This window comes from Micromonospora sp. B006, assembly GCF_003408515.1.
GTDB classification, from domain to species: Bacteria; Actinomycetota; Actinomycetes; order Mycobacteriales; family Micromonosporaceae; genus Micromonospora; species Micromonospora echinospora_A.
Genome location: NZ_CP030865.1, coordinates 5426748 through 5452113, shown reverse-complemented (window position 1 = coordinate 5452113; position 25366 = coordinate 5426748). Strand labels below are relative to the sequence as shown.

Sequence of the window (25366 nt, the reverse complement as noted above, 5' to 3'; positions counted from 1 at the left end):
GTGCGTCCGGCGGCCGGTCAGGGCGTCCAGCGCACCCCCGGGTTCACCCGCCCGAACCAGTCGAAGACGGCCATGTTGTCCCACCCGTTTCCGGTGCCGTTGATGTTCGCCGGGTCCCAGCCGTTGCCAGGGACGGCGTACCAGGTGGGTTCCCAGTAGAAGACCCCGATCGCGCCGGCGTTGCGGGCGGTGTTCTGCACCCAGTCGAACTCCTGGGCCTGCCCGGCCCACGTCGCGCTGATGCCGTCGCAGGTGGCGTCGCCGATGACGTTCGGCTGGCCGTCCGCGTCGTCCCGGGTGAAGGGGTACGCGGTCTCCACGATCACCACCGGCTTCCCGTAGCGGTTCCGCAGGTCGACGATGTTGTTGTAGAGGTTCGCCAGGCTGCCGTGCCACATGCAGTAGTACGACAGGGCCGTCATGTCCCACTGCACGCCCTGGGCGCGGATGCCGTCGTAGAACCACCGGGCGTTGGCGTTGCTGTCCGCGTTCGCGGTGTGGATCATCACGGGGATGCCGCGGCCGCACGCCTTCACCGCGTTGTAGCCCTGCTTCAGCAGGCCGGCCAGCGGGGCGAAGTCGTTGTTGACGACCTTCCCCTCGTTCCACAGCATCCCGACGTTGATCTCGTTACCGATCTGCACGCTGTCCGGCAGGGTGCCCTGCCCCCGCAGGGCGGCGCAGACGTCGTACGTGAAGGCGTACACGTCGTTGCGCAGCTGACTGAGGCTGTGCCCGGCCCAGGCGGCCGGCTTGTACTGCTTGCCGGGATCGGCCCAGGTGTCGGAGTAGTGGAAGTCGATGAGGACCTTGAGGCCCTTCGCCCTGGCCGCGCTCGCCTGGGCCAGTACCCTGCTCTTGTTGTTGTAGCCGCTGGCCGGGTTGTTCCAGACGCGCAACCGGACGTAGTTGGCGCCGGCGGACCTGAGGATGTCCAGCGGGTCACGGGCGACCCCGCCCGCGTCGTAGTACTTCGCCCCCAGGTCCAGGCTGCGCTGCAACGACGAGACGTCGGCGCCCCGCATGCTGAGCGTGTTCGCGGCGGAGACGGGCGCCGGCGTACCCCCGAACGTGGTGGTGACGGCGAGGACGACGGCCGTGACGGCCCCGGCCAGGGTCCGGCGGCGGCGGTGGGGTGTGCTCACAGGGCTCCCTCTCGGGTCGGGTTGCGGGCCGCGCTCAGCCCACGGTGCAGGGAGCGCCGTTCAGCGAGAACCCGGTCGGCGGCGCGTCGCTGGCGCCCCACCGCCCCTGGAAGCCGAAGGTCGCGGATCCGTTCGGCGCGATGACGCGGTTCCAGTCGACGTTGCGGGCGGTCACTGTGGCGCCGGTCTGCCCGACCGTGGCGTTCCACGCGTTGGTGATCTGCTGGTCGCCGGGGAAGCCCCACGTGACGATCCAGCCGTCGACCGGCGCCGTCCCGGTGTTCTGGACCGTCACCGTGGCCACGAAGCCGCCGGCCCACTCGGACTGGTTCCGGTAGGTCACCCGGCAGGTCGAGGGCGGCGGGGGCGGCGGAGTGGTCGTCGTGGGCACGGTGACCGTGTTGGAGGCGATCGACACGTTGCCGACGGCGTCCCGGGCCCGCACGTAGTACAGGGTGCGCAGCGGCGTCTCCGGGGGCAGCGCGGCCGTGTACGTCGTGCCCGGCACGGTGGCGACGAGCGTCGAGGTGTACCAGCCGTCGAACCGGTAGACGTTGTACCCGAGCACACCGACGTTGTCCGTCGACGGCGCCCAGGACAGCGTGGCGGTCGAGGCGGTCACCTCGCCGACTGTCAGGTTCTGCGGTGCGCTCGGCGGGGTGGTGTCCGGGCCGGTGTCCGTCACCGGGGTGACCACCGTCAGCGGGTCGGTGGAGGGCGAACGGCGGCCGTCGCCGTCGCGGGCCGAGACCCGGAACGAGTACTGCCGGCCCGGCTGGATGGAGGTGGTGATCGTGGCGGTGGTGACGTCGCCGAGGCTGACGCCGTACACCACGTCGTCGAACGCCTGGTAGTAGGTGATGTCGTACCCGACGACGGGGCAGCAGCCGCGCGTGGCGGCCGTCCAGGTGAGGGTGACCGACGTGGTCCGTACCTGGGTGGCGGTCAGGTTCGTGGGCGCGCTCGGCGGGAACGGCGTGGTGCTGGGCGGGTCGGGCGTCCTGGGCGTCGACGTGGGCGGCGCCACGGTCCCGGTCGGATCCGCGGCGGGCGCCGCGGCGCCGCCGGGAGCCGGCGCGGCAGCGGGGTACGCGGTGCCGGCGTCGGCCGACGGTACGGCGCTCAGCGCGGTGGCGAGCACCGCTGCCGACAGCACGACGGCGGCCAGCAGACCCGGCCGGAGTCGGCGGAACGACGAGGACGACGAGACGGCTGCCATACGCCGACGATGCCGCCGATACATCGATGATCGCCAACGTATCCCACGACTCGGTCGGCGCGGCGGCCCGGCAACCCGTCGCGGGGCGCGACCTCTGCCTCATTCGTCGTTTTACGCCGCCTATCTGCGTAATCAGCAACAATCGGAAATACAGGGTGAGCCGCTGTGGAACGGCCACCGCACGCACGACTGGACGGGAAGCGGCGATGGCCACCTTCGAGTACCGCTGCCAGCAGGACGGCAGCTTCGATGTCGTACTGCCGGTCGGCACCGCGGGACCGTCGACGAGCTGCCCCCGGTGCGGGTTCCCGGCGACACGGGTGTTCTCCGCGCCACGGCTGGCCCGCATGCCGGCGGCGCTGCGCGAGGCCATCGACCGGACCGAGCGCAGCGCGGAACAGCCGGAGGTGGTCGGGCGGGTACCCGGCGGTCGCCCGGCACGCCGCTCGACGAACCCGGCCCACGCCCGTCTGCCCCGCTGGTGACCACGAGAAGGGCTCAACGCTGTGCCTGAACTGCTGTTCTCCCTCGACTCCGCCAAGAGGTTCACCGACCAGGAGAAGGTCGGGCACAACCGCTGGCATCCCGACATCCCGCCCGTGGCGACGGTACGGCCCGGACAGTCGTTCCGCGTCCACTGCCGCGAGTGGTTCGACGGCGCGATCCACAACGACGACTCCGCCGAGGACATCCGGGACGCTCCGCTGACCCGGGTCCACGCGCTCAGCGGCCCGTTCGCGGTCGAGGGCGCCGAGCCGGGCGACCTGCTCATGGTCGACATCCTCGACATGGGCCCCATCCCGCAGGAGTCAGGTCCGCTGGCCGGCCAGGGCTGGGGTTACACGGGCATCTTCCCCACCGGCAACGGCGGCGGCTTTCTCACCGAGCAGTTCCCCGACGCGTACAAGGCGGTCTGGGACTTCTCCGGCCGCAAGGCCACCTCCCGGCACATCCCCGGAGTCTCGTTCACCGGGATCGCCCACCCAGGGCTGATGGGCACCGCCCCGTCCGCGTCGCTGCTGGCCACGTGGAACCGGCGCGAGGGTGCGCTGATCGCCACCGCGCCCGACCGGGTGCCGCCCCTGGCCCTGCCCCCCGAGCCGCAGGACGCGATCCTCGGCCGCCTCACCGGCGCCGACTTCGACCGGGTAGCCGCGGAGGCGGCGCGGACCGCTCCGCCCCGGGAGAACGGCGGGAACCAGGACATCAAGAATTTCACAGTCGGCAGCCGGGTCTTCTACCCCGTGTACGTGCCGGGAGCCAACCTGTCCCTCGGCGACCTGCACTTCTCCCAGGGCGACGGGGAAATCACCTTCTGCGGCGCGATCGAGATGGGCGGCTTCGTCGACCTGCACGTGGACCTGATCAAGAACGGCATGCAGACGTACGGCGTCGCCGAGAACGCGATCTTCATCCCGGGCGACACCCCGCCGCAGTTCTCCCGGTGGCTGGCCTTCTCCGGGATCTCCGTCACCCTCGACGGCGAACAGCGGTACCTCGACTCGCAGCTGGCCTACCAGCGCGCCTGCCTGCACGCCATCGACTACCTGACCCGCTTCGGCTACCAGCCGGAACAGGCGTACCTGCTGCTCGGTGCCGCACCGATCGAGGGCCGGCTCTCCGGCGTGGTGGACATCCCCAACTCCTGCGCGACGGTCTACCTGCCCACCGAGATCTTCGACTTCGACATCCGCCCCTCGGCCTCCGGTCCGACCCGGATCGATCCGGGCAGCGGCGCCCCGAAGGCCACCATGAGCTGAGCAGGTGACCGCGCCACCGTTTTCGGCAGGACCGGGCTGATCACGGGACGGGTGGGCGCCGGAAGCTCCTCGCCGCGCGGGGCGCGGGGATGTCGGCGGTACGCCGCATCGCGGCGGCGCGACCCGGCGTGTAGCCGTACTCCCTGGCGAAGGCGGAGATGAACGCGGACGGGCTGGCGTACCCGATGCGGCGGGCGACCTCGCCGACCGGCCGGGTCTCCAGCAGCGCCAGCGACGCACGCAGGCGCAGCTTCGTGCGCCACTGCGAGTACGACATGCCGAACTCGCGGTCGAAGTCACGTTGCAGCGTCTTGACGCTGACGTGCAGGCGGTCCGCCCACTCGGCGAGCCCTGTCGTGTCACCCGGGTCTCGGGCCAGGGCCGTGGCGACCGCCAGCGCGACGCCCGTACCGCCGGCCTGCCGGTCGTCGGGGTCGGATCGGGCGGCGAGCCCGGCCATGATGCGGCTGCGGGCGGCGAGGGCGTCGCGTTCGTCGTAGCCGGCGGTGGTGAGCGCGAGGACGAGCCGAGCGGCCTCGGCGTCGATGGTGGCGACGCCGGCCCCCAGCCCGTCGAGGGCACCGGGCACCTCGCGCAGGCAGATCCGGTAGACCGTCTGCCGGTCCGCCGCGTGCACCTCGTGGGTCACGGCCCGGTGCACCCAGAAGACCTCGTCCGGCCCGAGGAAGGTGGTGTGCCGACCGTGGCGGGCGGAGAGCAGACCGTCGGGTGACCAGTAGAGCTGGTGCAGGAAGTCCTCCCGGTTCTCGGCGAACGCCAGCCGGGTCACCGACCGGTAGCGCAGGAGGAGGATGCCGTCGGGGCGGCCGAGGCCGTAGCCGAACTCCTCGCAGCTGACCGGATCCGCCGTGATCGGGCCGGTGACCATCACGCTCTGACCTCTCCCCGACATCGGTTGACCTCTCGGCGACATTCCGCCCACAGAAGTAAGGCTAGCCTAAGCTCTGCAGCCCAGCAGGGCTGCACCTCTGTGTTGAGACCCCGAAGGAACTGGCAGATGTCCGTACGACAGCACTGGCGCGTGATCGCCGCCGCCGCGGTGACGCTCACCGTGGTCACCGGTTGCGGATCCGACGGCGGCGACTCCGCCGCGAAGTCCGGCGACGCCGCGACCCGCGTCTTCGCCGCCGACAACGGCGAGATCACGATCCCGGTCGCCCCCCAGCGGGTCGTCGCCACCGGCTACGCGGTGCCGGTCCTGATCGAGGCGGACGCCGCACTGGTGGGGATCTCGAGCTGGAAGCGCGGCCTGGCGCTGATGGCCGAGCAGGACCGGGCCACCTACGAACGGCTGCCGAAGGTCGCCGGCGAGGCGGCTGCCGAGACCAACTACGAGGCCGTCGCCGCCGCCAAGCCGGACCTCATCGTGATCGGGGTGCCGAAGCCGGCTCTCGGCAGCATCGACATGAAGCGGCTGGAGAGCATCGCGCCGGTCGTCGCGATCGGCCCCACCACGCCCGCCGCCTGGCGCGAGCTGTCCCGCCGGCAGTCCGACGCCGCCGGTCGCGGCACGAACTTCCAGGCGGCCAAGGAGGCGTACGAGAAGAGGGCCGCGGAACTGAAGGACAAGTACGGCGCCGCCCTCGCGGGCCTGAAGTTCGGGCACGTGGGCAGCTACGGCGAGATCGCCAAGGGCACCTTCCACCGGGAGTTCGCCGGCTCGTGGGGCACCAACATCGCCCAGGACGCGGGCGTGACCTACTACGGCGAGGTCAAGGAGAAGGGCGGTGGCGGGCTCGACGTCACCGAGTACCCGGCGATCGAGGAACTGCCGACGAGCCTCGGCGAGGCCGACGCCATCACGTACACGGTGCAGCCCGACGGCACCCCCGCCGAGGCGGTGAAGCAGGTGCTCGACTCCGCGCTGTGGAAAAACCTGCCCGCGGTCAAGGCCGGCCGGGTGTTCCCGTTGCAGTACACGGAAGCGGCGACGTACGAGTCGGCCCTCCGGACGCTCGACTCCGTCGACAAGGCATTCGCGCCGCTGTTGGCCCGATGACAGTCGACCGTCACGACCCGGCCGGCCGGGTCGTTGCCCACCACCGCGCGGGCAGTGGCACGGTCCGGATCGGCTACCCGATCGGCGTACGCGAGGTCCGGGTCGTCGCCCGGCGGCGGCTGACCCCGCGCATGGTGCGGCTGACCCTCGGCGGCCCGGCCCTCGCCGGCTTCCACACCTACCAGGCGGACGACCACGTCAAGCTCGTCTTCCCGGATCCGGACGGCACCCGGCGCGATCCCGTCCCGGACGGGCGGGGCATGCTCGACTGGCCCCGCCCGCTGCCGACCACCCGCAAGTACACGGTGCGCCGCTACGATCCCGCCGCCTGCGAAATCGACCTGGACTTCGTGCTGCACGACGGCGGTGTCGCGTCGGCGTGGGCGGACACGGCGGCGGTGGGCGACGGGGTGACGATCGCGGGCCCGCCCGGCGCGAAGGCGTTCCCGCACAGCTACGACCACTACGTCTTCGCCGTCGACGCCACCGCCCTGCCGGCCGTCGCCAGATGGCTGGAGGAGTCCCCGGCCGACGTGTCGGCGCACGTGGTCGCCGAGGTCGACGACCCGGCCGAACGGGAATACCCGCTCGCGCACCGCGACGGGGTGGCGGTGACGTGGCTGGTGCGCGCGGCCACCGGGTCCACGCTCGCGCAGCAGGTGAGGTCGCTGCGCCTGCCGGCCGGGCGGGCGTTCCTCTTCGCGGCCGGCGAGGCGAACGACATCAGGCCGCTACGCGCCTGGAGCGCCGGCCGCCTCGACTCACTGATCACCGGGTACTGGAAGCGCGGAGTCGCCGGGCTTGAAGACTGACCTGCCCCGCCGGGCGGCGTTCCTGCTCGTGTCCGCCGCGCTGCTCGTCGTCGCGGCGGGCGCGAGCATGGCCGTGGGCGCGCGACCGGTCGCGCCGGTCGAGGTGTGGCGCGCGCTCACCGACTTCGCGGCCACGACCGACCACCTCGTCGTACGCGACATCCGGCTGCCCCGCACGATCCTCGGCGTCTGCGTCGGCGCCGCCCTCGGCGCGGCCGGGGTGCTGATCCAGACGCTCACCCGCAACCCGCTGGCCGAGCCCGGCATCCTCGGCGTGACAGCCGGGGCCGGCTTCGCCATCAACCTGGGCGTGCTGGCGGGCGTCGCCGGGTCGCAGGCCGGGCAGCTCGTGCTCGCGGTGGCCGGCTCCGCGCTCGCCGCCGTCGCCGTCTACGCCGTCGGGCGGACCTCACCCCTGCGGCTGGTCCTCGCCGGAGTCGCGCTGAGCTGGGTGCTGATGGGCGTCTCGCTCGGGCTGCGGCTGGGCTTCCCGGACGTCTTCGACAGGTACCGGTTCTGGTCGGTCGGGGCGCTGGCCGGCGCCGAGCAGACGCCGCTGGTACTGCCGGTGCTGGTGACAGTCGCCGCCCTGGCCGCCGCGATGGCCGCGACCCGGCCGTTGAACGCGCTCGCCCTCGGCGAGGACGTCGCCCACTCGCTCGGCGCCCACGTGACCCGGACCCGGGTCACCGTCCTGGTGCTCGTCACGCTGCTCACCGGCGTCGCCACCGCGGTCGCCGGCCCGATCGCGTTCGTCGGGCTGATGGTTCCGCACCTGGCGCGGCGGCTGGCCGTCGACTCGATCCCGTGGATCATGGCGTACTCGATGCTGCTCGGGCCGATCCTGCTGCTCGTCGCGGACGTCGGCTCGCGGGTCCTGCTGCCCACTGGCGAGGTTCCGGTGTCGATCGTCACCGCGTTCCTGGGCGCTCCGGTGCTGATCTGGGCGGTCCGCCGCTACGGGGCGGCGGCGCTGTGAGCACCGTGAGGCTGCGGGCGGGACGGCTCGCGATCGAGGTGGAACGGCGCTCGGCCGTCGCCTCGGCCGGGCTCGTCACGGCCGCGGCGGTCCTCGCGCTGCTGACCCTGAGCCACGGGCCGGAGTGGGCGACACCGGCCGAGGTGTTCGACGCCTTGTTCCGGGGCGGCGACGCGGCCTTCGTGATCCGGGAGTGGCGGCTCCCCCGGGTGGCCGCGGCGCTGGTCTTCGGCGCCGCGCTGGGTCTGGCCGGAGCGGTCTTCCAGAACCTGACCCGCAACGCGCTGGGCAGCCCCGACGTGATCGGTCTCGACGCGGGCGCGTACACCGGCGCGCTCGCCGCGATCACCGTGCTGAACGGCACCGCCGGGCAGCTCGCCGCCGGGTCGGTGGCGGGCGGGCTGCTCGCCGCCGCGCTCATCTACCTGCTGTCGCTGGACTCCGGGCTCAGCGGCGTCCGGCTGGTCGTCATCGGCATCGCGGTCAACGCCATGCTGACCGCGCTCAACTCCTGGATCGTGCTGCGGGCCGAGATCGACGTGGCGCTCGCCGCGACCGGCTGGAACGCCGGCTCGCTCAACGGCGTCGACTGGGCCGAGGTGCGGCTCCCGTTCGCCGTCATCGGCCTGTTCGTCCTGCTGCTCGTCGTGATCTCGCACGCCATGCACCAGGCGGCGCTGGGCGACGAGATCGCGCGCACCACCGGCGTACGCCTGGGCCGGCTCCGCCTGCTGCTGGTCCTGGCCGGCGTGGGCTGCACCGCGACAGTGACAGCGGTGGCCGGGCCGGTCGTGTTCATCGCGCTCGCGGCGCCCCAGATCGGCCGGCGGCTCGCGCGGGCCGCGGGCGTACCCCTGGTGCCGGCGGCGCTGACCGGCGCGGTGCTGCTGCTCGCCGCGGACCTCGTCGCGCAACTGCTGCTCGCGCCGGTCGCGTTGCCGGTCGGCGTGGTCACCACGGCGATCGGCGGCTGCTATCTCATCTGGCTGCTCGGCATGGAGGTGAAACGACGGTGACCAGCCGTCTGACCGCGGAAGACGTCACGCTCGGCTACGGCGAGCGGGTGGTGTCGACGCGGGTGAGCCTGGCCGTGCCGGACGGCGCGTTCACGGCGATCGTCGGCCCCAACGCCTGCGGGAAGTCGACGCTGCTGAAGGCGTTCGTCCGGCTGCTCACACCGGCCTCGGGCGCGGTACGCCTCGACGGCCGGGACGTCGCCGAGCACCGGCCGAAGCCGTTCGCCCGCCAGGTCGGCTTCCTGCCCCAGGGCCTCGTCGCGCCGGAGAACATCATCGTGCGGCGGCTCGTCGCCCGGGGCCGCTACCCGCACCAGTCCCTGCTCGGCGGCGCAGGCGGGGCCGCCGACGAGGAGGCCGTCCGGTCGGCCATGGCGGTTGCCGGCGTCACCGACCTGGCCGAGCGGCCCGTGGAGGAACTCTCCGGCGGGCAGCGGCAACGGGTCTGGATCGCCATGGTGCTGGCGCAGGAGACGCCGTACCTGCTGCTCGACGAGCCCACCACGTTCCTGGACATCACGCACCAGTACGAGCTGCTGGCGCTGTTCGCGCGGCTGCGCGACGAGGGACGCACCGTCGTGGCCGTGCTGCACGACATCAACCAGGCCTGCCGGTTCGCCGATCACATCGTGGCGATGAAGGCCGGCCGGATCGTCGCGCAGGGCCCGCCGGCCGACGTGGTGGACGCCGACCTCATGCGGGAGGTCTTCGGCCTGCCCAGCGTGGTGATGCCGAACCCGGTCACCGGCACTCCGATGGTGGTGCCGACCGTGTAGCAGGAAGCCCTCGTCGGTATGCCAGAGTCGACATGAGCCGGTTGGGCGGCTCGGGAGAACCGGTACGACGAGAGGACGGGACACCTGATGCAGAAGTCATCCCTGACCGCGCTGGCCCGCGAGCAGTTGGAGCGCGCACACACCTCCTCCAGCGGTCGCAGCAGCTCCACCGTCTACGGCGGTCACGAGCACAAGCTCCGCCAGACGGTGATCGCGCTGACCGCCGGCCAGATGCTCAGTGAGCACGAGAACCCCGGCGAGGCCACCGTCCACGTCCTGCGCGGCCGGGTCCGGCTCGGCGCCGGCGAGACGTCCTGGGACGGCGCGCCCGGCGATCTGCTGATCGTGCCGGACCGCCGGCACACGCTGGAGGCGCTCGAAGACTCCGCCGTGCTGCTCACCGTCGCCAAGCGCTGACGACCCCGGATCCCGGGACCCTCATCCGACGGCCGCCAGGAAGTCCGAGTAGAAGACGCCCAGGCCGGCCGCGACGCAGACACCGGCCACGATCCAGAACCGGACCACGATGGTGGACTCGCTCCATCCGGCCAACTCGAAGTGGTGGTGCAACGGCACCATCCGGAAGACCCGTCGGCCGGTGGTCCGGTACGAGACGATCTGGATCACCCAGGTCGTCGTGATGATGACGAAGAGCCCGCCGATCAGGATCGAGAGCAGCGTGGTGCGGGTCACCACCGCGAGCCCGCCGATCAGGCCGCCGAGCCCGAGCGCGCCCACGTCACCCATGAAGATCCGCGCCGGGGAGGTGTTCCACCAGAGGAAGCCCACGCAGGCGCCGGCCGCCGCCGCCGCGATCATGGCGATCTCCAGGGGATCGCGGACCTGGTAGCAGTACTCGTTCACGCGGGCGTACCCGTCGTCGGCGCACCAGTGCCGGTACTGCCAGAAGCCGATCAGCGAGTACGCGCCGAGCACCAGGATCGACGCGCCGGTGGCGAGACCGTCGAGGCCGTCGGTGAGGTTCACGCCGTTCGACATCGCCGTGATCACGAAGACGAAGACCAGGACCGCGCCGACCTTGCCGACGTCCAGCCAGCTGATGTCGCGGATGAGCGAGATGTGCTCGCTGGCCACCGTCTGCCCGTTCGTGCTGGGCACGTAGAGCGCGGCCATGCCGAACCCGCCGCCGACGAGCGCCTGGCCGATCAGCTTGCCCTTGGCGGACAGCCCGTCGGAGTTGCGCCGGCGCACCTTGAGGAAGTCGTCGAAGAAGCCGACCGCGCCGCAGAAGACGAACAACCCGAGCAGCACCAGGGCCGTCATGGTCGGCCCCTCCTGCGCGATCTGCCGCTCGGGCAGGGTGGTCAGGGCGAGGTGCCCGGCGACGTACGCGAGGACCGTCGCCACGATGAAGACGACGCCGCCCATCGTGGGCGTGCCCTTCTTGCCCTCGTTGCTGGCGAGCCCGATGGACCGGATCGGCTGACCGGCCTTGAGCGCGCTGAAGACGCGGATCGCCACCGGCGTACCGAACAGGGCGATGAGGAACGCGACGGCGGCCGCGACGATGATCGCCCTCACGGGCGGACCCCGGGCTTCCGGACCTGCGCCTGACGAACCGATCCGGGCCCGCCGCGCGGACGGCCTGTCGCGAAGTCATCGATCACGACACGTGAGCTTGCCATCCGGCGGCGCACGGAGCAGCCCCTGACCCTCGCCGCGCCGTACTTCGCGACCCGCCGACGCTGGCGCGCACGCCGTAGCGTCGACGGCATGACGACGGTTGTGGTGTCGCTCGCGGTGGCCCTGGTGGTGGTAGCCGCGCTCGTGTTCTTCGTGACCCGGCGGGACCGGGCGAGGCGCTCGCCGGACGAGGACTCGGCTGCGGTCCGCCAGGCCGCGACCGACCGGAGCAGGCATGACGCGCAGCGCCACGCCGCGTCGGGCATCGCGGACCGGCACCGCAATCCGCCGAGCACGTAGGCCGGGGTGTTCCGCGGTGGCGCGGTCCTGAGCACCACGCCCGGCCGTCGTGCTCACCGCTCCGGGGTCAGGTAACCGCGGGAGAACGCCGCCGCCACGGCCGCCGCCCGGTCGTTGACGCCGACTTTCGCGTACGCGTGCAGCAGGTGCGTCTTGACAGTCGCCTCGCTGATGAACAACTGCCTCGCCGCCTCGCGGTTGGTCGAGCCTCGGGCGACCAGCTCAAGGACCTCCAGCTCCCGCTGCGACAGCGGCTCCGAGGCCGGTTGCCGCATCTGCCGCATGAGCCGCGTCGCGACCGCTGGGGACAGCGCCGCCTGCCCCTGCGCGGCCGCCTCCACCGCGCGGAACAACTCCTCGCTCGGCGCGTCCTTGAGCAGGTAGCCGGTGGCGCCGGCCTCGATGGCGGGCAGCACGTCGCTGTCCGTGTCGTACGTGGTCAGCACCAGCACGCGGGCCGGCACCCCTCGTCTCGCCAGCTCCCGGATGGCGGTGACACCGTCGACGCGCGGCATCCGCAGGTCCATGAGGATCACGTCCGGCCGGAGCGCCTCCCCCGCGACGATCGCCTCCGCACCGTCACCCGCCTCGCCGAGCACCTCGAAGCGCGGGTCGGCGCTGAACATGCCGCGTAGCCCGTTGCGTACCACGGGGTGGTCGTCGACGATCAACAGGGAGATCACGATCAGACTCCGGCGGGGATGGCCGGCACCGTCGCCGAGATCGCCGTACCGCCGCCGGGTTCCGACTCGATGTCCAGCCGCCCGGCGAGTCGCTGCACCCGCTGCCGCATGCCGGCGAGCCCGAAACCCCCGTCCCCGGCGCGCCTGGCGCCGAGCTCGAAACCCACCCCGTCGTCGCGTACGTCGAGCGTCACCAGATCCTCCATGTACGACAGGGTCAGCCCGACCCGGCTGGCGCGGGCGTGCTTGGCCACGTTGGCGAGCGCCTCCTGCGCGGCCCGCAGCAGCGTCACCTCGACGTCGGCGTGCATCGGCCGCGGGTCGCCGGTGGTGGTCAGTACCGCGTCGATGCGGTGCACCTGCGACCAGCGCCGGGTCACGTCGCTTATCGCCTCCGGCAGCCGGGCCTCGGCGAGCACGTCCGGCTGCACCGCGTGCACCGTGCGGCGGGCCTCGGTGAGGCTGTCGCGGGCCAGGTTCCTGGCGTTGTCCACGTGCCGGCGCCACGCCTCGGCCCGGTCGGCGTGCTGCTCGGCGGCCTGGAGCTGGGTGAGGATGCCGGCGAGTCCCTGGGCGAGCGTGTCGTGGATCTCCCGGGCCATCCGCTGCCGCTCGTCCTGCACGCCCGCCTCGCGGGCCTGCACGAGCAGTTGGGCGTGCAGGCCGGCGTTCTCCGTGAGCGCCGCCTCCAGCTTGACGTTCGCCTCGTGCAACTCGGCGAGCGCCCGCTTCTGCCTGTGGTTGCGCCGGTCGTCCAGTTCGGCGAAGCGGAAGAACGCCCCGGCCAGCACGATGATGACCAGGGACAGGACGAGCCACGCGTCCACTGTGGCGCGGGCCAGGCCGCCGGTGGACGACGCGGCCTGGATCACCGCGGTGGCGGCGACCCCGGCGTACCGCCAGGCGCCCTTGAGGAACAGGAACGCGTGGACGTAGCCGATGAAGGTGAAGATGCCGTACCAGGGGGCGAGCGCCACCACGCTCGCCCCGAGCACGATCAGTCCCACGTAGTACAGGCCCGTCAGCGGGCCGCTGTGCCGCCAGCGCGGGTGCGCGTGGAACCCGGCCGTCCAGAGCGCGAGCGCGGCAGTGAGCCCGAGCACCACCGGGAGGTTCAGCGACACGTCCCAGAACGGCAGCACCAGCGTGATGAGCGTGCAGAGCGACAGGAGGGCGTACGGCAGGACGGCGAAGAACACCTTCTCGTTGCGCTCCCAGCGGTCGAACTCCGCCCGTAGCTCGGCCTCGATGCTCACGACCTACTCCCAGCGGAAGTACCGCGCGGCCAGCCCTCCGGCCACGATCGTCCACCCCAGCATCACGGCCACGGGCAGCATCTGCGGCCACTGACCGGCGGTGGCGTCCTGCAATGATTGCACGCCCGCGCCGAGCGGGGTGAAGTCGCTGATCGCCCGCAGCACGCCGGGCATGCTGTCGCGCGGGAGCCACAGGCCGGCGAAGAACACGACCGGGAAGAAGAGTACGGTCCCGACCGCCCCGGCACTCTTGCCGCTGGGCGCGAGCGCGGCGACGAGCAGCCCGATCGCGAACATCGTCACCGCGGCCAACACGTAACTCGCCAGGTACGCCGGCACGTGCCGGGGCAGCCGTACGCCGAACGCCAGCCGGCCGATTGCGAGCGCGACCAGCATCGTCACCACGGACAGGGCGGTGGACATCAGCAACTGCGCGCCGAGCATCGCCTCCGGCCGGACCGGCGTGGTCCGCATCCGTCGCAGCACACCCTTCTCCCGGTAGGTGGCGAGGAGCTGGCACAGGCTGTTGAGCGCGAACATGGCGAGGCCCAGCGCGACGATGATCGGCACGTACAGGTCGATCGTCCGCAACCCGCCGAGGTCCGCGTCGGGCTCCCGGAACGCGGGGATCGCGCCGAAGATGACGAGCAGCAGCGGCGGGAACCCGAGCGCGAAGAAGACGATCATCGGCTCGCGGAAGAACAGTCTGGTCTCGGTGGCGGTGAGCCGGAACAGCGCGGACACGTTGTCTCCTCAGGCGTCGATCGGGCGGCCGGTGAGCGCGACGAACGCGTCGTCCAGCGAGGTCTGCTCGACCCGCAGATCGGCCGCGACGACCTGGTGGCGGGCGAGCACGGTGGTCACGGCGAGCAGCAGATTCCCCGTACCGGTCACCACGAGCTGGCTGCCGGCCCGCTCGACCGACGTGACCTCGGGCAACGCGGTGAGCAGGGCGTGGTCCAGCGGCGCGGAGGGCCGGAACCGGATCCGCTGCCGGTCGTCGACGCGCGCCACCAGCCCGGCCGGGGAGTCGAGCGCGACGAGGCGGCCGGCGTCGATCACGGCGAGCCGGTCGCAGAGCCGCTCCGCCTCCGCCATGAAGTGCGTGACCAGCAGGACCGTCACCCCCCGCTCGCGGACACCCTCGATGAGATCCCACGTGTCGCGCCGCGCCTGCGGGTCGAGGCCGGTGGTCAGCTCGTCGAGCACCGCCACCGTCGGGTCGCCGACCAGCGCCAGCGCGATCGACAGCCGCTGCTTCTGCCCGCCGGAGAGCCGCCGGAACTGCGTGCCGAGCTTGTCGGTCAGGCCCAGCGTGTCGACGAGCGCCCGCCAGTCGGCCGGCCGGCGGTAGAAGGAGCTGTACAGCTCCATCGCCTCGCCGACGGTCAGCTTGTCGGGCAGCTCGCTCGCCTGGAGCTGCGCGCCGAGCAGGTGCCGCAGCTCGCCGGTGTCGCGTTGCAGGTCGACGCCGCAGACCCGGACGGTGCCGCCGTCCGGGGTACGCAGCCCTTCGACGCACTCGACAGTGGTGGTCTTGCCGGCCCCGTTCGGGCCCAGGATGCCGAATATCTCGCCCTGCTCGACGGCGAAGCTGACGCCGTCCACAGCGGTGTGCCCGCCGTAGCGCTTGACGAGGCTGTCCACCTCGATGATTGCCATGGCAGAAGCGTGCCGTCCGGCGCCCGTACACCGAATCGACTGCGCGGCGAGGACCGTTGCGGAACGCGGTGGGTGCGGCGGTCAACCACCTGGTTGATGCCGGCGTCAGCCGGGCCCGCCACCATGCCGCGACGAAGCCGCCTGGCTAGACGGCCTCCGCCGGGTCCGGACGCGTCCGCTGCCCCCATCGGACGACCGCCGGGGCGACCAGACCGACCACGACGAAGACGGCGCCCATCAGCAGCCAACCCGGGGCGCCCCAGGCGATGCAGAGCAGGCTCAGGATGGAAGGAGCGGCGACGTTGGCCAGGCCCGTGCCGAGCCCGGCGACTCCCGTGTACTGCCCCTGCGCGTGTGGGGGCGCGAGGAGGAACTGCAGTTCGAGCGAGCCCGCCGTGTGCCACAGCTCGCCCACCGTGTGCGCGGCGACTCCCATTGTCATCACCGTCACGGCGAGCCATCCGGGCATCGTCGACGTGGCGGCGATCAGGGCCATCCCCACCAGGAACGCCAACCCGGAGCGACGCATGGCCCGCCCAGCCGCCGGACCGGTGTCGATCCCCCGGCTCGCCCTGACCTGGAGCGCCGCCACGAGCGCGGTGTTGACGAGCACGGCTGCCCCGACGAACCAGCGCGGCGCGTCGGTACGCGAGATGATCCACACCGGCAGCGCGAAGACGAGTACCTGGCCCTGAATTCCCATGACGGCGTCGAGCACGGTGACCGCCATGTACGGCTTGTCCTTCAGCGCGATCCAGCGTCCGGTCATGTGGGGCACCGCGATGGGCGGCAGTGACGGCAGCCGGGTGATGACGGCGGCGCACGCCACGAAGCTGACGGCGTTGCCGACGATCAGGGTCAGGTAGGCGGCGCGGGTGTCCAGTTGCACGGCGGCGCCGGCGACGAGGGCGCCGCAAGCTCCGGCGAGGTTGGCGACCGAACGGAGATAGGCGCGGAACCGGGCCAGGTTCGTGCCGCCGAAGCCGCGCACCAGCGGGCCGCGTGACGCCCCGCCCGCCGACTGGGCGAGTTGGTTGAGGCAGACCAGGACGACGAACGGCCAGAACGTGTGGACGAAGATCAGGGCGGCCGTGGTGACGGCTCGGACGACCAGGGTCAGCAGGTAGATCTCGCGCGGACCCCGTCGATCGGCGAGATGCCCCGTCGGAATCCCGGCGAGCATCCCGACGAGTGCCGCGATGCCCATGCCCAGGGCCACCTGCGCCAGGGGAAGGCCGACGGAGCGGGTGAAGAAGAGCACCGCGCTGGTCATGAAGACGCCGATTCCGACCATGTTGACGAAGGTCGCGACGGCCAGGACGCGCCGCGGGCCGCGCTCGGGGACGAGTCCTCGGGCCACGAGCCATGAGCTGTGCGGCGGAGGAGTGGCGAGGGACGTGACCGCTGCCCGCACAGGGTGGGACCTTCCGTCGAGAGTCGTGGACCCGTGGCAGGACGCCGCTAGTCGAGCCCGGCCAGTTCCTCGGGAGACAGGCGCAACGCCCCGGCGGCCAGGTTCTCGACCAGATGGTCGGGGTTGCCCGTGCCGGGGATGGCCAGCATGTGCGGCCCGCGGCTGAGGGTCCACGCGATCCGCACCTGCGCCGGCGTCGCCCCGTGGACCCGGGCGACGGCCGCCACCGCCTCGTTGGTCGCCACGCCACCGGCCTCACGTCCGTCGCCGGCGACCGCGAAGAACGGCACGAAGGCGACACCCTGCTCCCCGCAGGTGCGCACGAACTGGTCGTGCACGCGCCGGGTGTCGACGCCGTACGGGTTCTGCACGCAGACCACCGGGGCGATCGCCTGTGCCTGCGCGAGGTGCTGCGGGCGGATGTTCGACAGGCCGAGGTGCCGGATGAGGCCGGCGTCGCGCAGGTCGGCCAGCGCGCCGAAGTGCTCCGCGACCGACTCCAGCCCGTTCTGGCGCAGGTTGACGACGTCGAGGTGGTCACGGCCGAGCTGACGCAGGTTCTCCTCGACCTGTCCGCGCAGTTGGTCGGGCCGGGCCAGCGGCAGCCACTCTCCGGAGGGGTCGCGGCCCGGCCCGACCTTCGTGGTGATGACCAGTTCGTCGGCGTACGGCGAGAGCGCCGTGTTGATGATCTCGTTTGCCGACCGCAGTGGCGAGAAGTAGAACGCCGCCGTGTCGATGTGGTTGACCCCGAGTTCGACCGCTCGGCGCAGCACGCCGATGACGCGTTCGCGGTCGCTCGCCACACCGCCGTTGCCGGTCAGGCGCATCGCGCCGAATCCGATCCGATTGACAGTCAGGTCGCCGAGCGTCCAGGTGCCTGCGGACGCCGCAGTAATCGTGTTGGGCACTGGGCGAAACTAGCCATCCCCGATGACCTGCGCAGCCGGTCATCTGCCCGATACCGGTTCCCGGAGATCGCTGTTAACTTATTTGCAGTGAAGGACGATGGATTTCCCGTTGGGACCGGCGACGCGGACAGCGCCAGGGTCGACGAATTGCGCGCCGCTGAGCGGCGTCTTCAGCGCGCCCAGCTGTCCTCAGATGTCGCGGCGTTGGATCGGCTGATCGACGATCGCCTCGTGTTCACCGGGCCTGACGGCCGTCTCTACTCCAAGCAGGACGACCTGCACGCGCACCGATCCGGCCAGCAGACGATGACCCGGGTGGACGAGGAGGACCTGGCGGCGCTCGTGGTCGGCGGCACCGGTGTGACGTGGTTCCTCGGCACGTTGGAAGGCACCATGGGCGGCGAGCCGTTTCTCGCCCGGGTCCGCTACACGCGCACATGGGTCCTCGACGAGGACGAGGAATGGCGCCTGCTCGCGGCGCACGTCGGCCCGGCCGACTGAGGTTGCCGTCAGGTCGCGGCGAGCGCCTTGGTGATGTTCCACTCGGCCAGGTCCAGCATCCACTGCCGGTCCGGGAAGTCGGTGTCCGCGATCCGTAGTGGCCCCTCGATCAAGGACAACGTCTGCGCGTACCGGTAGAACTCCAGCCGGTGGGGATCGAGATCGACCGGGCGCAGCGCCGGATACGACTCGCCGAAGCGCATCTGCAGCCAGGCGTGGTCCCATTCGACATCGAAGTACGCCAGCCCCTCGAAATCGATCATGACGGCTTCACCGGCCGGTGTGACGAGAACGTGGTCCGGGCCGAGTTCACCGTGCACCAGCCCGTACTCCTCGCGTGGGGTGACCGCGCTCCTGAGGTGGCGTACGTGGGCGGTGATCCGTTGGTGGGCATCGGCCAGCCGGGCGTCGCGGGCCGCTGCCGCGTCGAGGTGGCCGAGCGCCCGGTCGACGATCACGTCCTCCGCGCGCCGGGCCCGGGACGCCTCTCCCCCGGTAATGGCCGCGACCTTGCCGTAGTGCGGACCGACGGCGGTGTGCATCCGGCGCAGGGCGTCACCGAGCGCGGCCAGCGGCGCGGCGGCGGTGGCCGGATCGTGTTCCAGCAACGCGTCCAGCCGCAGCGCGCCGGCGTCTTCGACAAGCGCGATGTCGGCGTCGAGGTGACGGCCGTCCCGGTCGATCATCATCAGATGCGGGACACGCACTCCCACTGCGGTGAGCGCCGCGTGGCTGGCGGCGAAGAGATCCGCGCCCGACGCGTCGGTGAACGGGTCGTCCGGGACTGTCGGTGACGGTGGCCAGTAGTTCTCGCCCGCGGCCCACACGTACAGCATCACGGTTGTCCCGTCGTCCAGCCGAAGCCGGTAGACGCCCTTCTTGGTGCCGCCTGTCAGCCGGTCCAGGGCAGCGAGTCGCCGGTCGGAGCCGAACTGTTCCGACACCAGGCCGTGCAGGTCGTCCGGCTGCAAAAACGTCCGCGTCATGGTCGCCTCTCGTCAGACCGAGGCGGCCAGGCTGTCAGGCCGGGCAGCGGCGCACAACCGAGTTGCCGCACCGGACCTCGCGGACCGACCCGCCCCGGTGCTGGGTCATGAGCATTCGACCAGCCGGCGCTTGCTCAGATGTTGGAGCCGTCCGGCGGCAGGCCGGGCGGTGGCTGCGGGGATCCGCCTCGTCCGTCAGCCGGTGGACAGGACATGCCCAGGGTGTAGGCCGTCATGGACAACGAGCCGTAGGCGTAGCCGTCGACGAGGACCTCGGTGTCGGGGGTGTCCATGGCGGCGGCCAGACCGGCGAGATACAACGCGGGGATGAAGTGATCCGGTGTCGGTACCGCACGGCGGAAGTCCCCGTGAGCGTCGAGGGTCGCGTACTCGCCCGGGTCGGTCAACATCCGGGCCTTGGCGTCCTCGTCGAAGCGTTGCGCCCAGTCGAAGCCGTCGTCGGTCAGCGCCCAGTCCATGCCGCGCAGGTTGTGCACGACATTGCCGCTCGCCACGATCAGCACACCGCGCCGGCGCAGTGGAGCGAGCCGGGCGCCGAGTTGAAGGTGGTAGTCCATCGGCTTGTCGGCGTTGATGCTGAGCTGGACGACGGGAATCGTCGCGTCCGGAAAGGCGTGCAAGAGCACCGACCAGGTGCCGTGGTCGATGCCCCAACTGTCGACGTCCGCCCCGACCCAGGTCGGATGGACGACGTCACTGACCTCCTCAGCCAGTTCGGGCAGCCCCGGCGCCGGGTACTGCACCTCGAACAGCTCCTGCGGAAACCCGTAGAAGTCGTGAATGGTCCTCGGCCGGGGCATCGCGGTGACGGCCGTGGCGTTGATGTACCAGTGGGCGCTGACCACCAGGATCGCGCGGGGACGCGGTACCGCGGCGCCGAAGGCCTTCCACGCGGAGGTGTACCGGTTGACCTCGAGAGCGTTCATGGGGTTGCCGTGGCCCAGGAACGCCGCGGGCATCAAGACATCCATGCCCGGATGTACGTCTGAAGGCACCTGAACTTCCCTCCCTGGAGGACCGGTTCGCACGGCGCGGCCTGCCGGACCTGAATGTCACGATAGTGCCACCTCGCAGCGGTTCCGGCCTGAATCACGCTCCTCCGGGGAGCGGAGATCGGATCTGCAGCCTGCCCGTTCGGGCGGCTGCCGAGTGACTCCTCGCGATGGAATCATGATCAGGTGACGCCATTCCACATCGATGTGCCCGAAGCCGTCCTGGACGACCTGCGGGCCCGGCTTTCGCGGACAAGGCTCGCGCCAGCCGCCCCGGGTGAGCCGTGGGCCGCCGGCACCGACCCTGGGTACCTGGCAGCTCTCGTGCGGTACTGGCTCGATGGATTCGACTGGCGTGCGGTCGAGCGTGCCCTCAATCGGTACCCTCAGTTCGTCACCACGGTCCGAGGCACGCCGATCCACTTCGTTCATGTTCGCTCGGCATCGCCTGACGCCACGGCGCTGATCCTGACCCATGGCTGGCCCAGCACGTACACGGAGATGCTGCCCCTGGCGTCCCGGCTCGCAGACTTCGACCTCGTCATACCGAGCCTGCCCGGCTTCGTCTTCTCCGGACCACTCGCCGAGGGCCCGACGACCGAGGCGGCTGTCGCGGACGTGTGGGCTGAGCTGATGACCCGTTTGGGCTACGACCGCTTCGGCGCCTACGGCGGCGATATCGGGTCCGGCGTGTCGACGTGGCTCGGCGCCCGCCACGCGGATCGGGTCATCGGGGTCTTCTCGCAGCACATCAAGTTCCCGCCGGCGGACCGCAGGGGCGACCTCAGCCCCGCCGAGGAGGCGTTCGTCGCCATGCTCGACGCGAAGGCCCAAGATGACTGGGGCTACGGAATCCTCCAGGAAACACGGCCCGACACCCTTGCGGCAGCGCTGAGCGACTCGCCGGCCGGACTGGCCGCTTGGATCACCGAGAAGTACCAGCGCTGGAGCGACTGCGGCGGCGACATCTCCCGCCGGTTCGGCTCCGACGAGCTGCTGACCACGGTGATGCTGTACTGGGTCACCAACTGCATCGGCACGTCCTTCCGGCCCTACCGTGACGACCGCCTGGCCCCACATCTGCCAATGGTCGACGTGCCCGCCGGTATCACGGTCAGCGTGGAGGACGCCGGCCTGCCCCGGTCGTTCGCCGAACGCACCTACGCCAACCTCACCCACTGGCGCGAGCCCGGGGTCGGCGGCCACTTCTTCGCCCAGGAAGAGCCCGACGTGCTCGCTGCCGACCTGCGCGCCTTCTTCAGCGCGCTGCGGTGATCCAGTCGCCGCGCGGAAATGGCGGGCGGGAGCCTGCTGCTGTCTGACCGACCTTCGCCACGCCGAGGAGCTCGAGGCCGCGCACGGGCGAAGGACCTGAATCTTGACTAAGGGAACCTGGCCTCGTAGAGTATCCAGACATCCAAAAATTTAAGACCATGTTTCTCAACGGGGGTTGGGTGTTCCATGACTCGAAAAGAAGGCCGTAGTCGGTCAGTTGGCACCGTAATCGCATTAACCGCTTTGATGCCTGCGGTCGCTTTGATGCCGACGACGCCGTCGTTCGCTGCCGAGATTCCATGCAGCTCGACCCTGTCACCAAGCGAGATCAAGTCGGTCGGCATTTCTTGCCAATTGGCTTCGGACGCAGTCGTCCGAGTCGCCGAGGGTCTCGAGGTTGCAGTTCCGGAGCCAGGCATGATCGCCATGGTGCAGGTTCTCCGGACGCCCGGCTCGACGGGCCCGAGCGCTGCGTCCGTCTATCGGGCGACCGACGGTCAGCTGGCGTTGCAGATCGACGAGACGCCCGCGCTGGGATCCACTGCCACAGCGGACGCTCTCAAGCGCATCCTCGCCAAGCGCGCAGAACCAGCCGCCAAGCACCCAGAACCAGCTGGGGCAGCGAAGACTCAGTCCTCTGAGCTCGCAGCCGTGCCTGCCTACTGTGGGAGCTCCAACCAATACAACTTCTCTGGCGGCGTATGGCAACAATCTGTGTTTCCGTGGACCTACAACAGTCGGTCGCAGCCGGCCTCGGACGCGCTTCAAGCCATCAAGTACGGCTTCCAGTTCATAACCGACACTTCTTCCGCGTGCGGCACGTACTACACGTTCGCCTTCGCCGACTATCGAGGGTCAACCACCCGCTACACGTGGGGAACGAGGGACAACGGAAATGTGGTCGGGTGGGCCGGATTTGACTCGCACATCTTGGGAGCCACCTACTCGTGGGTCGACAGCGCCGGCCTCAGAGTCGAGGTCGACATAGCATTCAACAACCGGGTTACGAACTGGTTCACCGGCCTCTCCGGAACTGTCCCCGCGGGACGTGTCGACCTCATCTCCGTTGCCACGCATGAGGCTGGACACGGCTTTGGCTTGGCGCACTACGAGGCCAGCTCTTATCCGGTGATGTTTCCGACGCTCGGCACGGGAGTGAATAAGCGAGTCAAGCGAAGCGGTGATCTTACCGGGATGGGCACCTTGTACTGACGGGCAAGCCGTAGCACTCCGGCGTCGCTCGACTTCGACGTTGGGTGTGGCGAGCCATGAGGACGGCCACCGCACGTTCATCGATGGTCTGAAGACCACTGATGAACGCGCGGTGGCCGTGTGCCACGGTCGGCTACAGATCCCTACTGGCCGCCAGTTGGTCAGGCGCGGGTGCGCTGCCGCTGCCGGGTCCAGACGACCGCGCCGACTGCCATGAGGACCGCGACGACCAGGGACGGCAGGGCGTCGGGCCGGCGCAGCAGTTCGCCCGTCAACCCGCCGTTGTCCAGTTGGTAGAGCGTGCCCAGCAGGAGGGTGGGGACGACTGCGATCAGCAGCCGCTGGTCGGCCGTCGCCACCCACAGGAAGACGGCCGCGCCGGCGATCACCATGACGGCGGCAGCGATCCGCGCGCTCGTGTCGACCATGCGGAAGCCTCCCGCCGGGATCAGGTGCAGGGCGAGGATTCCGGCGGTCACCAGAACGGCGTTGGCCCGGGGCGTCGGCGGCACATCCGCCGGACGCCGCAGGCCCAGAATGATCAGAGGCGTGGCGACGATCGGCGCCCACCACTGCGGCAGGCCGTTGAGGAACAGGTACTGAGAGATCACGGTCGGCGCCACCGCCGCAGCCACCGCCAGAACGGCAGCGGTGCGGGCGCGGCCCGCGACGAGCGCCACCAGCGCGGCGATCACCATGACCTCGTGGACGCCCTGATTCCGCAGGACGGTCAGGGGGTCCGAGAGCCCGCCGAACTGAAACGCCTCGACGATGTCGTCCAGGCCGATGAGCGCACCCAGCGCCAGCACCGCCATGGCGCCCAGGTGGATGCCCTGCCAGAACAGCACGGCGGTGGGCCGGGGCGCGGTGCTGCCACCGTGCACCCGTAGGGCGCCCCGGATCAGCGATGCCGCCTGCCAGAAGCTGGGCCAGCGGCGGGTGGTCGGTTCGTCGCCGATCAGCGTGTCGATCAGCTCGTCGGCGCGTTCGCGGCGGTAGTCGGCGGGGTAGGCCCGCAGCAGCATCCGGTAGCGCTTCTCCAGAACATCGGAACTCATGCTGGTCTGATCCTCGCGGTAGAAGGTTGGCGGGCACTTGCCTGCGATGCAACCCGGCGTGGCAGGCGGTCCATGACCACCCGGGCGGCCTGGGCGAGCCGGCCGGCCTCTTCGGTGAGTACGCGACAGCCCTCGTCGGTGAGCCGGTAGTAGCGACGGGCACGCCCGTTGACGATCTCCTCACCGTCGGCGGTGACGAGCCCTTCGCCGAGCAGCCGGTCGATCACGGAGTACAGCGATCCGGCGGCGAGGGTCACCCGCCCGTCGGACAGCTCATTGACCCGCTTGATCACGGCATAACCGTGGAGCGGTCCGCCGAGCAGAGCAGCAAGAACGAAGTAGGACGGTTCCCGTAGCGCGGGACGCGAAGCTGATCCCATGAGCCGAATATACAGGCTACTTGAGTATCCGTCCAAGGTGACTGTCCACAGCGAACCTTGCCCGAATCATCTTAATGATTAAGATAACTGCATGAGTGCATCGACGGACTTCTCAGTGGCGATCGCCGGCGCCGGCCTCTCCGGCCTCTGCCTCGCCCAGTACCTGATGCGCGCCGGCATCGACGTGCACGTCTACGAGCGGGATCCGGGCCCCTTCATCCGGCGGCAGGGCTACCGGATCATTCTCGACCGGTACGGGCTGGAGGCGCTTCGCGAGAGCCTGCCCCGCTCGCTGTACCACCTGGCGCTGGCCACCGGCGACGAGCCCGGCGGGCACCTGCGCTTCACCAACAGCCGGCTGCGGGACGCCTTCACCATCACGTTCAAGGACGAGCCGGGGGCGACCCGCCAGGTGGACCGGCTGACCCTGCGGTCCATCCTGCAGTCCGGGTTGAACGGGCGCATCCACTACGGCAAGGACGCCGTCGCGGTGGAGAGCGGCGGCCCGGCAGGGCTGCGGCTGCGGTTCTCCGACGGTGGGGCCGCCGCGGCAACCGTCGTGGTGGGCGCGGACGGCGTCGGCTCGGCCCTGCGCCCGCAGCTCATGCCGGACGCGGACCCGGCGAACACCTCGATGGCGGGCATCTACGGCCGCTCGCCGCTGCTGCGCAACGGCGAGAGCGTCATCCCCGACGCACTGCGCACCAGCGGGGTCCTGGCCATCGCCGACCGGCCGGGCAGCGCCTTCTTCTTCACCTCGATGCGGTTCGGCGAGAGCCCACAGGAGGCGTTCGCACGCCTCGCCCCGGGCAACTACGCGCCCTCCGGCGACGACTACGTCATGTGGGGCCTGCTGCTCCGGCAGGAGGAACTGCCGACCGACGTCCGCGGGAACCTGCTGGCGCTGTGGAAACTGGCCGACCAGTTGAGCACGGACTTCCACCCGCTCATCCGGCGGCTTGTCGACACCGCCGAGCTGGACGCCACGGTGCTCAACCTCTTCGCCACCGGCCGACGCCCGCAGCGGTGGGCCGTGCCGCGGGCCACGATGATGGGCGACGCCGTACACGTCATGCCACCGTTCGGCGCCCACGGCGGCAACACCGCGCTCCGCGACGCCGCAGTGCTCGGCCGCCGGCTGGTCGAGGCGCGGGCGGGCGCCACCTCGGCGGAAGAGGCGATCGCCGCCTACCAGGACGAGATGACGGACTACGCCTTCCGCGCCGTCGACACCGCCGCCGGGCTGATGCGCCGCCTCACCGGGGGCGCGGCCGCACCACACTGGGTGCTGACCCGCGTGTTACCTCGGCTGCACCGGGTCACCGTACCGGAGGCATGATTGCC

27 protein-coding genes are annotated in these 25366 nt (G+C 70.9%); 13 read left to right on the top strand and 14 right to left on the bottom strand.

Going from position 1 to position 25366, the window contains the following annotated elements:
• Positions 1 to 17: 17 nt before the first annotated feature.
• Both MicB006_RS24505 and MicB006_RS24500 read right to left on the bottom strand, forming a co-directional pair.
• Positions 18 to 1145 (bottom strand): glycosyl hydrolase 53 family protein, encoded by a 1128-nt coding sequence (locus tag MicB006_RS24505; RefSeq protein WP_116509244.1) that lies wholly within the window; start codon positions 1143 to 1145, stop codon positions 18 to 20.
• Between the two features lie 34 nt (positions 1146 to 1179).
• Positions 1180 to 2364 (bottom strand): cellulose binding domain-containing protein, encoded by a 1185-nt coding sequence (locus MicB006_RS24500; protein ID WP_116509243.1) that lies wholly within the window; start codon positions 2362 to 2364, stop codon positions 1180 to 1182.
• A gap of 206 nt (positions 2365 to 2570) precedes the next feature.
• Here MicB006_RS24500 and MicB006_RS24495 point away from each other — a divergent pair, with 206 nt between their 5' ends.
• Together MicB006_RS24495 and fmdA are read left to right on the top strand one after the other, a co-directional pair.
• Positions 2571 to 2849, top strand: a complete 279-nt coding sequence (locus MicB006_RS24495) for an FmdB family zinc ribbon protein (RefSeq protein ID WP_116509241.1) — start codon at positions 2571 to 2573, stop codon at positions 2847 to 2849.
• Positions 2850 to 2870: 21 nt separating this feature from the next.
• Positions 2871 to 4124, top strand: coding sequence for a formamidase (gene fmdA, locus MicB006_RS24490; RefSeq protein ID WP_116509239.1), 1254 nt, complete (start codon positions 2871 to 2873; stop codon positions 4122 to 4124).
• A 40-nt stretch (positions 4125 to 4164) separates the two neighbouring features.
• On the opposite strand, the gene MicB006_RS24485 is transcribed toward fmdA, so the two are convergent.
• On the bottom strand, positions 4165 to 5037 hold the full coding sequence (locus MicB006_RS24485) for an AraC family transcriptional regulator (protein ID WP_116509237.1): 873 nt from the start codon (positions 5035 to 5037) through the stop codon (positions 4165 to 4167).
• A 105-nt stretch (positions 5038 to 5142) separates the two neighbouring features.
• Here MicB006_RS24485 and MicB006_RS24480 point away from each other — a divergent pair, with 105 nt between their 5' ends.
• The 6 genes from MicB006_RS24480 (at position 5143) to MicB006_RS24455 (ending at position 10144) form a co-directional block, all read left to right on the top strand.
• A complete protein-coding gene (locus MicB006_RS24480; protein ID WP_116509235.1) occupies positions 5143 to 6144 on the top strand; it encodes an ABC transporter substrate-binding protein in 1002 nt (333 codons plus the stop codon).
• Positions 6141 to 6956: a siderophore-interacting protein gene (locus MicB006_RS24475; RefSeq protein ID WP_116509233.1), complete on the top strand. Its 816-nt coding sequence runs from the start codon at positions 6141 to 6143 to the stop codon at positions 6954 to 6956. The genes MicB006_RS24480 and MicB006_RS24475 overlap by 4 nt, the downstream gene beginning before the upstream one ends.
• Complete coding sequence (locus MicB006_RS24470) at positions 6946 to 7935, top strand: iron ABC transporter permease (protein ID WP_225980483.1); 990 nt, start codon at positions 6946 to 6948, stop codon at positions 7933 to 7935. The genes MicB006_RS24475 and MicB006_RS24470 overlap by 11 nt, the downstream gene beginning before the upstream one ends.
• Positions 7932 to 8951 (top strand): iron chelate uptake ABC transporter family permease subunit, encoded by a 1020-nt coding sequence (locus MicB006_RS24465; RefSeq protein WP_225980482.1) that lies wholly within the window; start codon positions 7932 to 7934, stop codon positions 8949 to 8951. Before MicB006_RS24470 ends, MicB006_RS24465 begins: the two co-directional genes overlap by 4 nt.
• The gene (locus tag MicB006_RS24460) at positions 8948 to 9727 is read left to right on the top strand and encodes an ABC transporter ATP-binding protein (protein ID WP_116509231.1); all 780 of its coding nucleotides are present in this window, start codon (positions 8948 to 8950) and stop codon (positions 9725 to 9727) included. Before MicB006_RS24465 ends, MicB006_RS24460 begins: the two co-directional genes overlap by 4 nt.
• An 87-nt stretch (positions 9728 to 9814) precedes the next feature.
• Positions 9815 to 10144, top strand: a complete 330-nt coding sequence (locus MicB006_RS24455; protein WP_116509229.1) for a cupin domain-containing protein — start codon at positions 9815 to 9817, stop codon at positions 10142 to 10144.
• Positions 10145 to 10165: 21 nt separating this feature from the next.
• Here MicB006_RS24455 and mraY read toward each other — a convergent pair whose 3' ends face one another.
• Positions 10166 to 11269, bottom strand: a complete 1104-nt coding sequence (gene mraY, locus MicB006_RS24450) for a phospho-N-acetylmuramoyl-pentapeptide-transferase (RefSeq protein WP_116509228.1) — start codon at positions 11267 to 11269, stop codon at positions 10166 to 10168.
• A gap of 192 nt (positions 11270 to 11461) precedes the next feature.
• On the opposite strand from mraY, the gene MicB006_RS24445 reads away from it, so the two are divergent.
• Entirely contained in the window at positions 11462 to 11671 is a 210-nt protein-coding gene (locus MicB006_RS24445) for a hypothetical protein (RefSeq protein ID WP_116509226.1), read from the top strand.
• A gap of 53 nt (positions 11672 to 11724) precedes the next feature.
• On the opposite strand, the gene MicB006_RS24440 is transcribed toward MicB006_RS24445, so the two are convergent.
• The 6 genes from MicB006_RS24440 to MicB006_RS24415 all read right to left on the bottom strand — a co-directional run bounded on the left by MicB006_RS24440 (position 11725) and on the right by MicB006_RS24415 (position 17597).
• On the bottom strand, positions 11725 to 12354 hold the full coding sequence (locus tag MicB006_RS24440; protein WP_116509224.1) for a response regulator transcription factor: 630 nt from the start codon (positions 12352 to 12354) through the stop codon (positions 11725 to 11727).
• Positions 12355 to 12356: 2 nt separating this feature from the next.
• On the bottom strand, positions 12357 to 13610 hold the full coding sequence (locus MicB006_RS24435; RefSeq protein ID WP_116509222.1) for a sensor histidine kinase: 1254 nt from the start codon (positions 13608 to 13610) through the stop codon (positions 12357 to 12359).
• 3 nt (positions 13611 to 13613) lie between these two features.
• Positions 13614 to 14354 carry an ABC transporter permease gene (locus MicB006_RS24430; RefSeq protein ID WP_073827262.1) on the bottom strand — a complete coding sequence of 247 codons (741 nt, stop codon included), beginning with the start codon at positions 14352 to 14354 and terminating at the stop codon, positions 13614 to 13616.
• 9 nt (positions 14355 to 14363) lie between these two features.
• A complete protein-coding gene (locus MicB006_RS24425) occupies positions 14364 to 15272 on the bottom strand; it encodes an ABC transporter ATP-binding protein (protein WP_116509221.1) in 909 nt (302 codons plus the stop codon).
• Positions 15273 to 15417: 145 nt separating this feature from the next.
• The gene (locus tag MicB006_RS24420) at positions 15418 to 16632 is read right to left on the bottom strand and encodes an MFS transporter (RefSeq protein WP_225980844.1); all 1215 of its coding nucleotides are present in this window, start codon (positions 16630 to 16632) and stop codon (positions 15418 to 15420) included.
• 101 nt (positions 16633 to 16733) lie between these two features.
• Positions 16734 to 17597: an aldo/keto reductase gene (locus tag MicB006_RS24415; RefSeq protein WP_192900131.1), complete on the bottom strand. Its 864-nt coding sequence runs from the start codon at positions 17595 to 17597 to the stop codon at positions 16734 to 16736.
• Positions 17598 to 17684: 87 nt separating this feature from the next.
• On the opposite strand from MicB006_RS24415, the gene MicB006_RS24410 reads away from it, so the two are divergent.
• Positions 17685 to 18098 (top strand): nuclear transport factor 2 family protein, encoded by a 414-nt coding sequence (locus MicB006_RS24410; protein WP_116509218.1) that lies wholly within the window; start codon positions 17685 to 17687, stop codon positions 18096 to 18098.
• Between the two features lie 8 nt (positions 18099 to 18106).
• Here MicB006_RS24410 and MicB006_RS24405 read toward each other — a convergent pair whose 3' ends face one another.
• The gene (locus MicB006_RS24405) at positions 18107 to 19084 is read right to left on the bottom strand and encodes a phosphotransferase (protein WP_116509216.1); all 978 of its coding nucleotides are present in this window, start codon (positions 19082 to 19084) and stop codon (positions 18107 to 18109) included.
• A gap of 134 nt (positions 19085 to 19218) precedes the next feature.
• Complete coding sequence (ygiD, locus tag MicB006_RS24400; protein ID WP_225980481.1) at positions 19219 to 20133, bottom strand: 4,5-DOPA dioxygenase extradiol; 915 nt, start codon at positions 20131 to 20133, stop codon at positions 19219 to 19221.
• 150 nt (positions 20134 to 20283) lie between these two features.
• Here ygiD and MicB006_RS24395 point away from each other — a divergent pair, with 150 nt between their 5' ends.
• Positions 20284 to 21372, top strand: a complete 1089-nt coding sequence (locus MicB006_RS24395) for an epoxide hydrolase family protein (RefSeq protein WP_116509213.1) — start codon at positions 20284 to 20286, stop codon at positions 21370 to 21372.
• A 417-nt stretch (positions 21373 to 21789) separates the two neighbouring features.
• Complete coding sequence (locus tag MicB006_RS24390; protein WP_161565948.1) at positions 21790 to 22584, top strand: matrixin family metalloprotease; 795 nt, start codon at positions 21790 to 21792, stop codon at positions 22582 to 22584.
• 161 nt (positions 22585 to 22745) lie between these two features.
• Here the strand turns inward: MicB006_RS24390 and MicB006_RS24385 are convergent, their stop codons facing one another.
• On the bottom strand, positions 22746 to 23642 hold the full coding sequence (locus MicB006_RS24385; protein WP_116509210.1) for a hypothetical protein: 897 nt from the start codon (positions 23640 to 23642) through the stop codon (positions 22746 to 22748).
• Positions 23639 to 23935, bottom strand: coding sequence for a PadR family transcriptional regulator (locus MicB006_RS24380; RefSeq protein ID WP_370013366.1), 297 nt, complete (start codon positions 23933 to 23935; stop codon positions 23639 to 23641). The genes MicB006_RS24385 and MicB006_RS24380 overlap by 4 nt, the downstream gene beginning before the upstream one ends.
• A gap of 178 nt (positions 23936 to 24113) precedes the next feature.
• On the opposite strand from MicB006_RS24380, the gene MicB006_RS24375 reads away from it, so the two are divergent.
• Positions 24114 to 25361 carry an NAD(P)/FAD-dependent oxidoreductase gene (locus MicB006_RS24375; RefSeq protein WP_116509207.1) on the top strand — a complete coding sequence of 416 codons (1248 nt, stop codon included), beginning with the start codon at positions 24114 to 24116 and terminating at the stop codon, positions 25359 to 25361.
• Positions 25362 to 25366 lie beyond the last annotated feature (5 nt).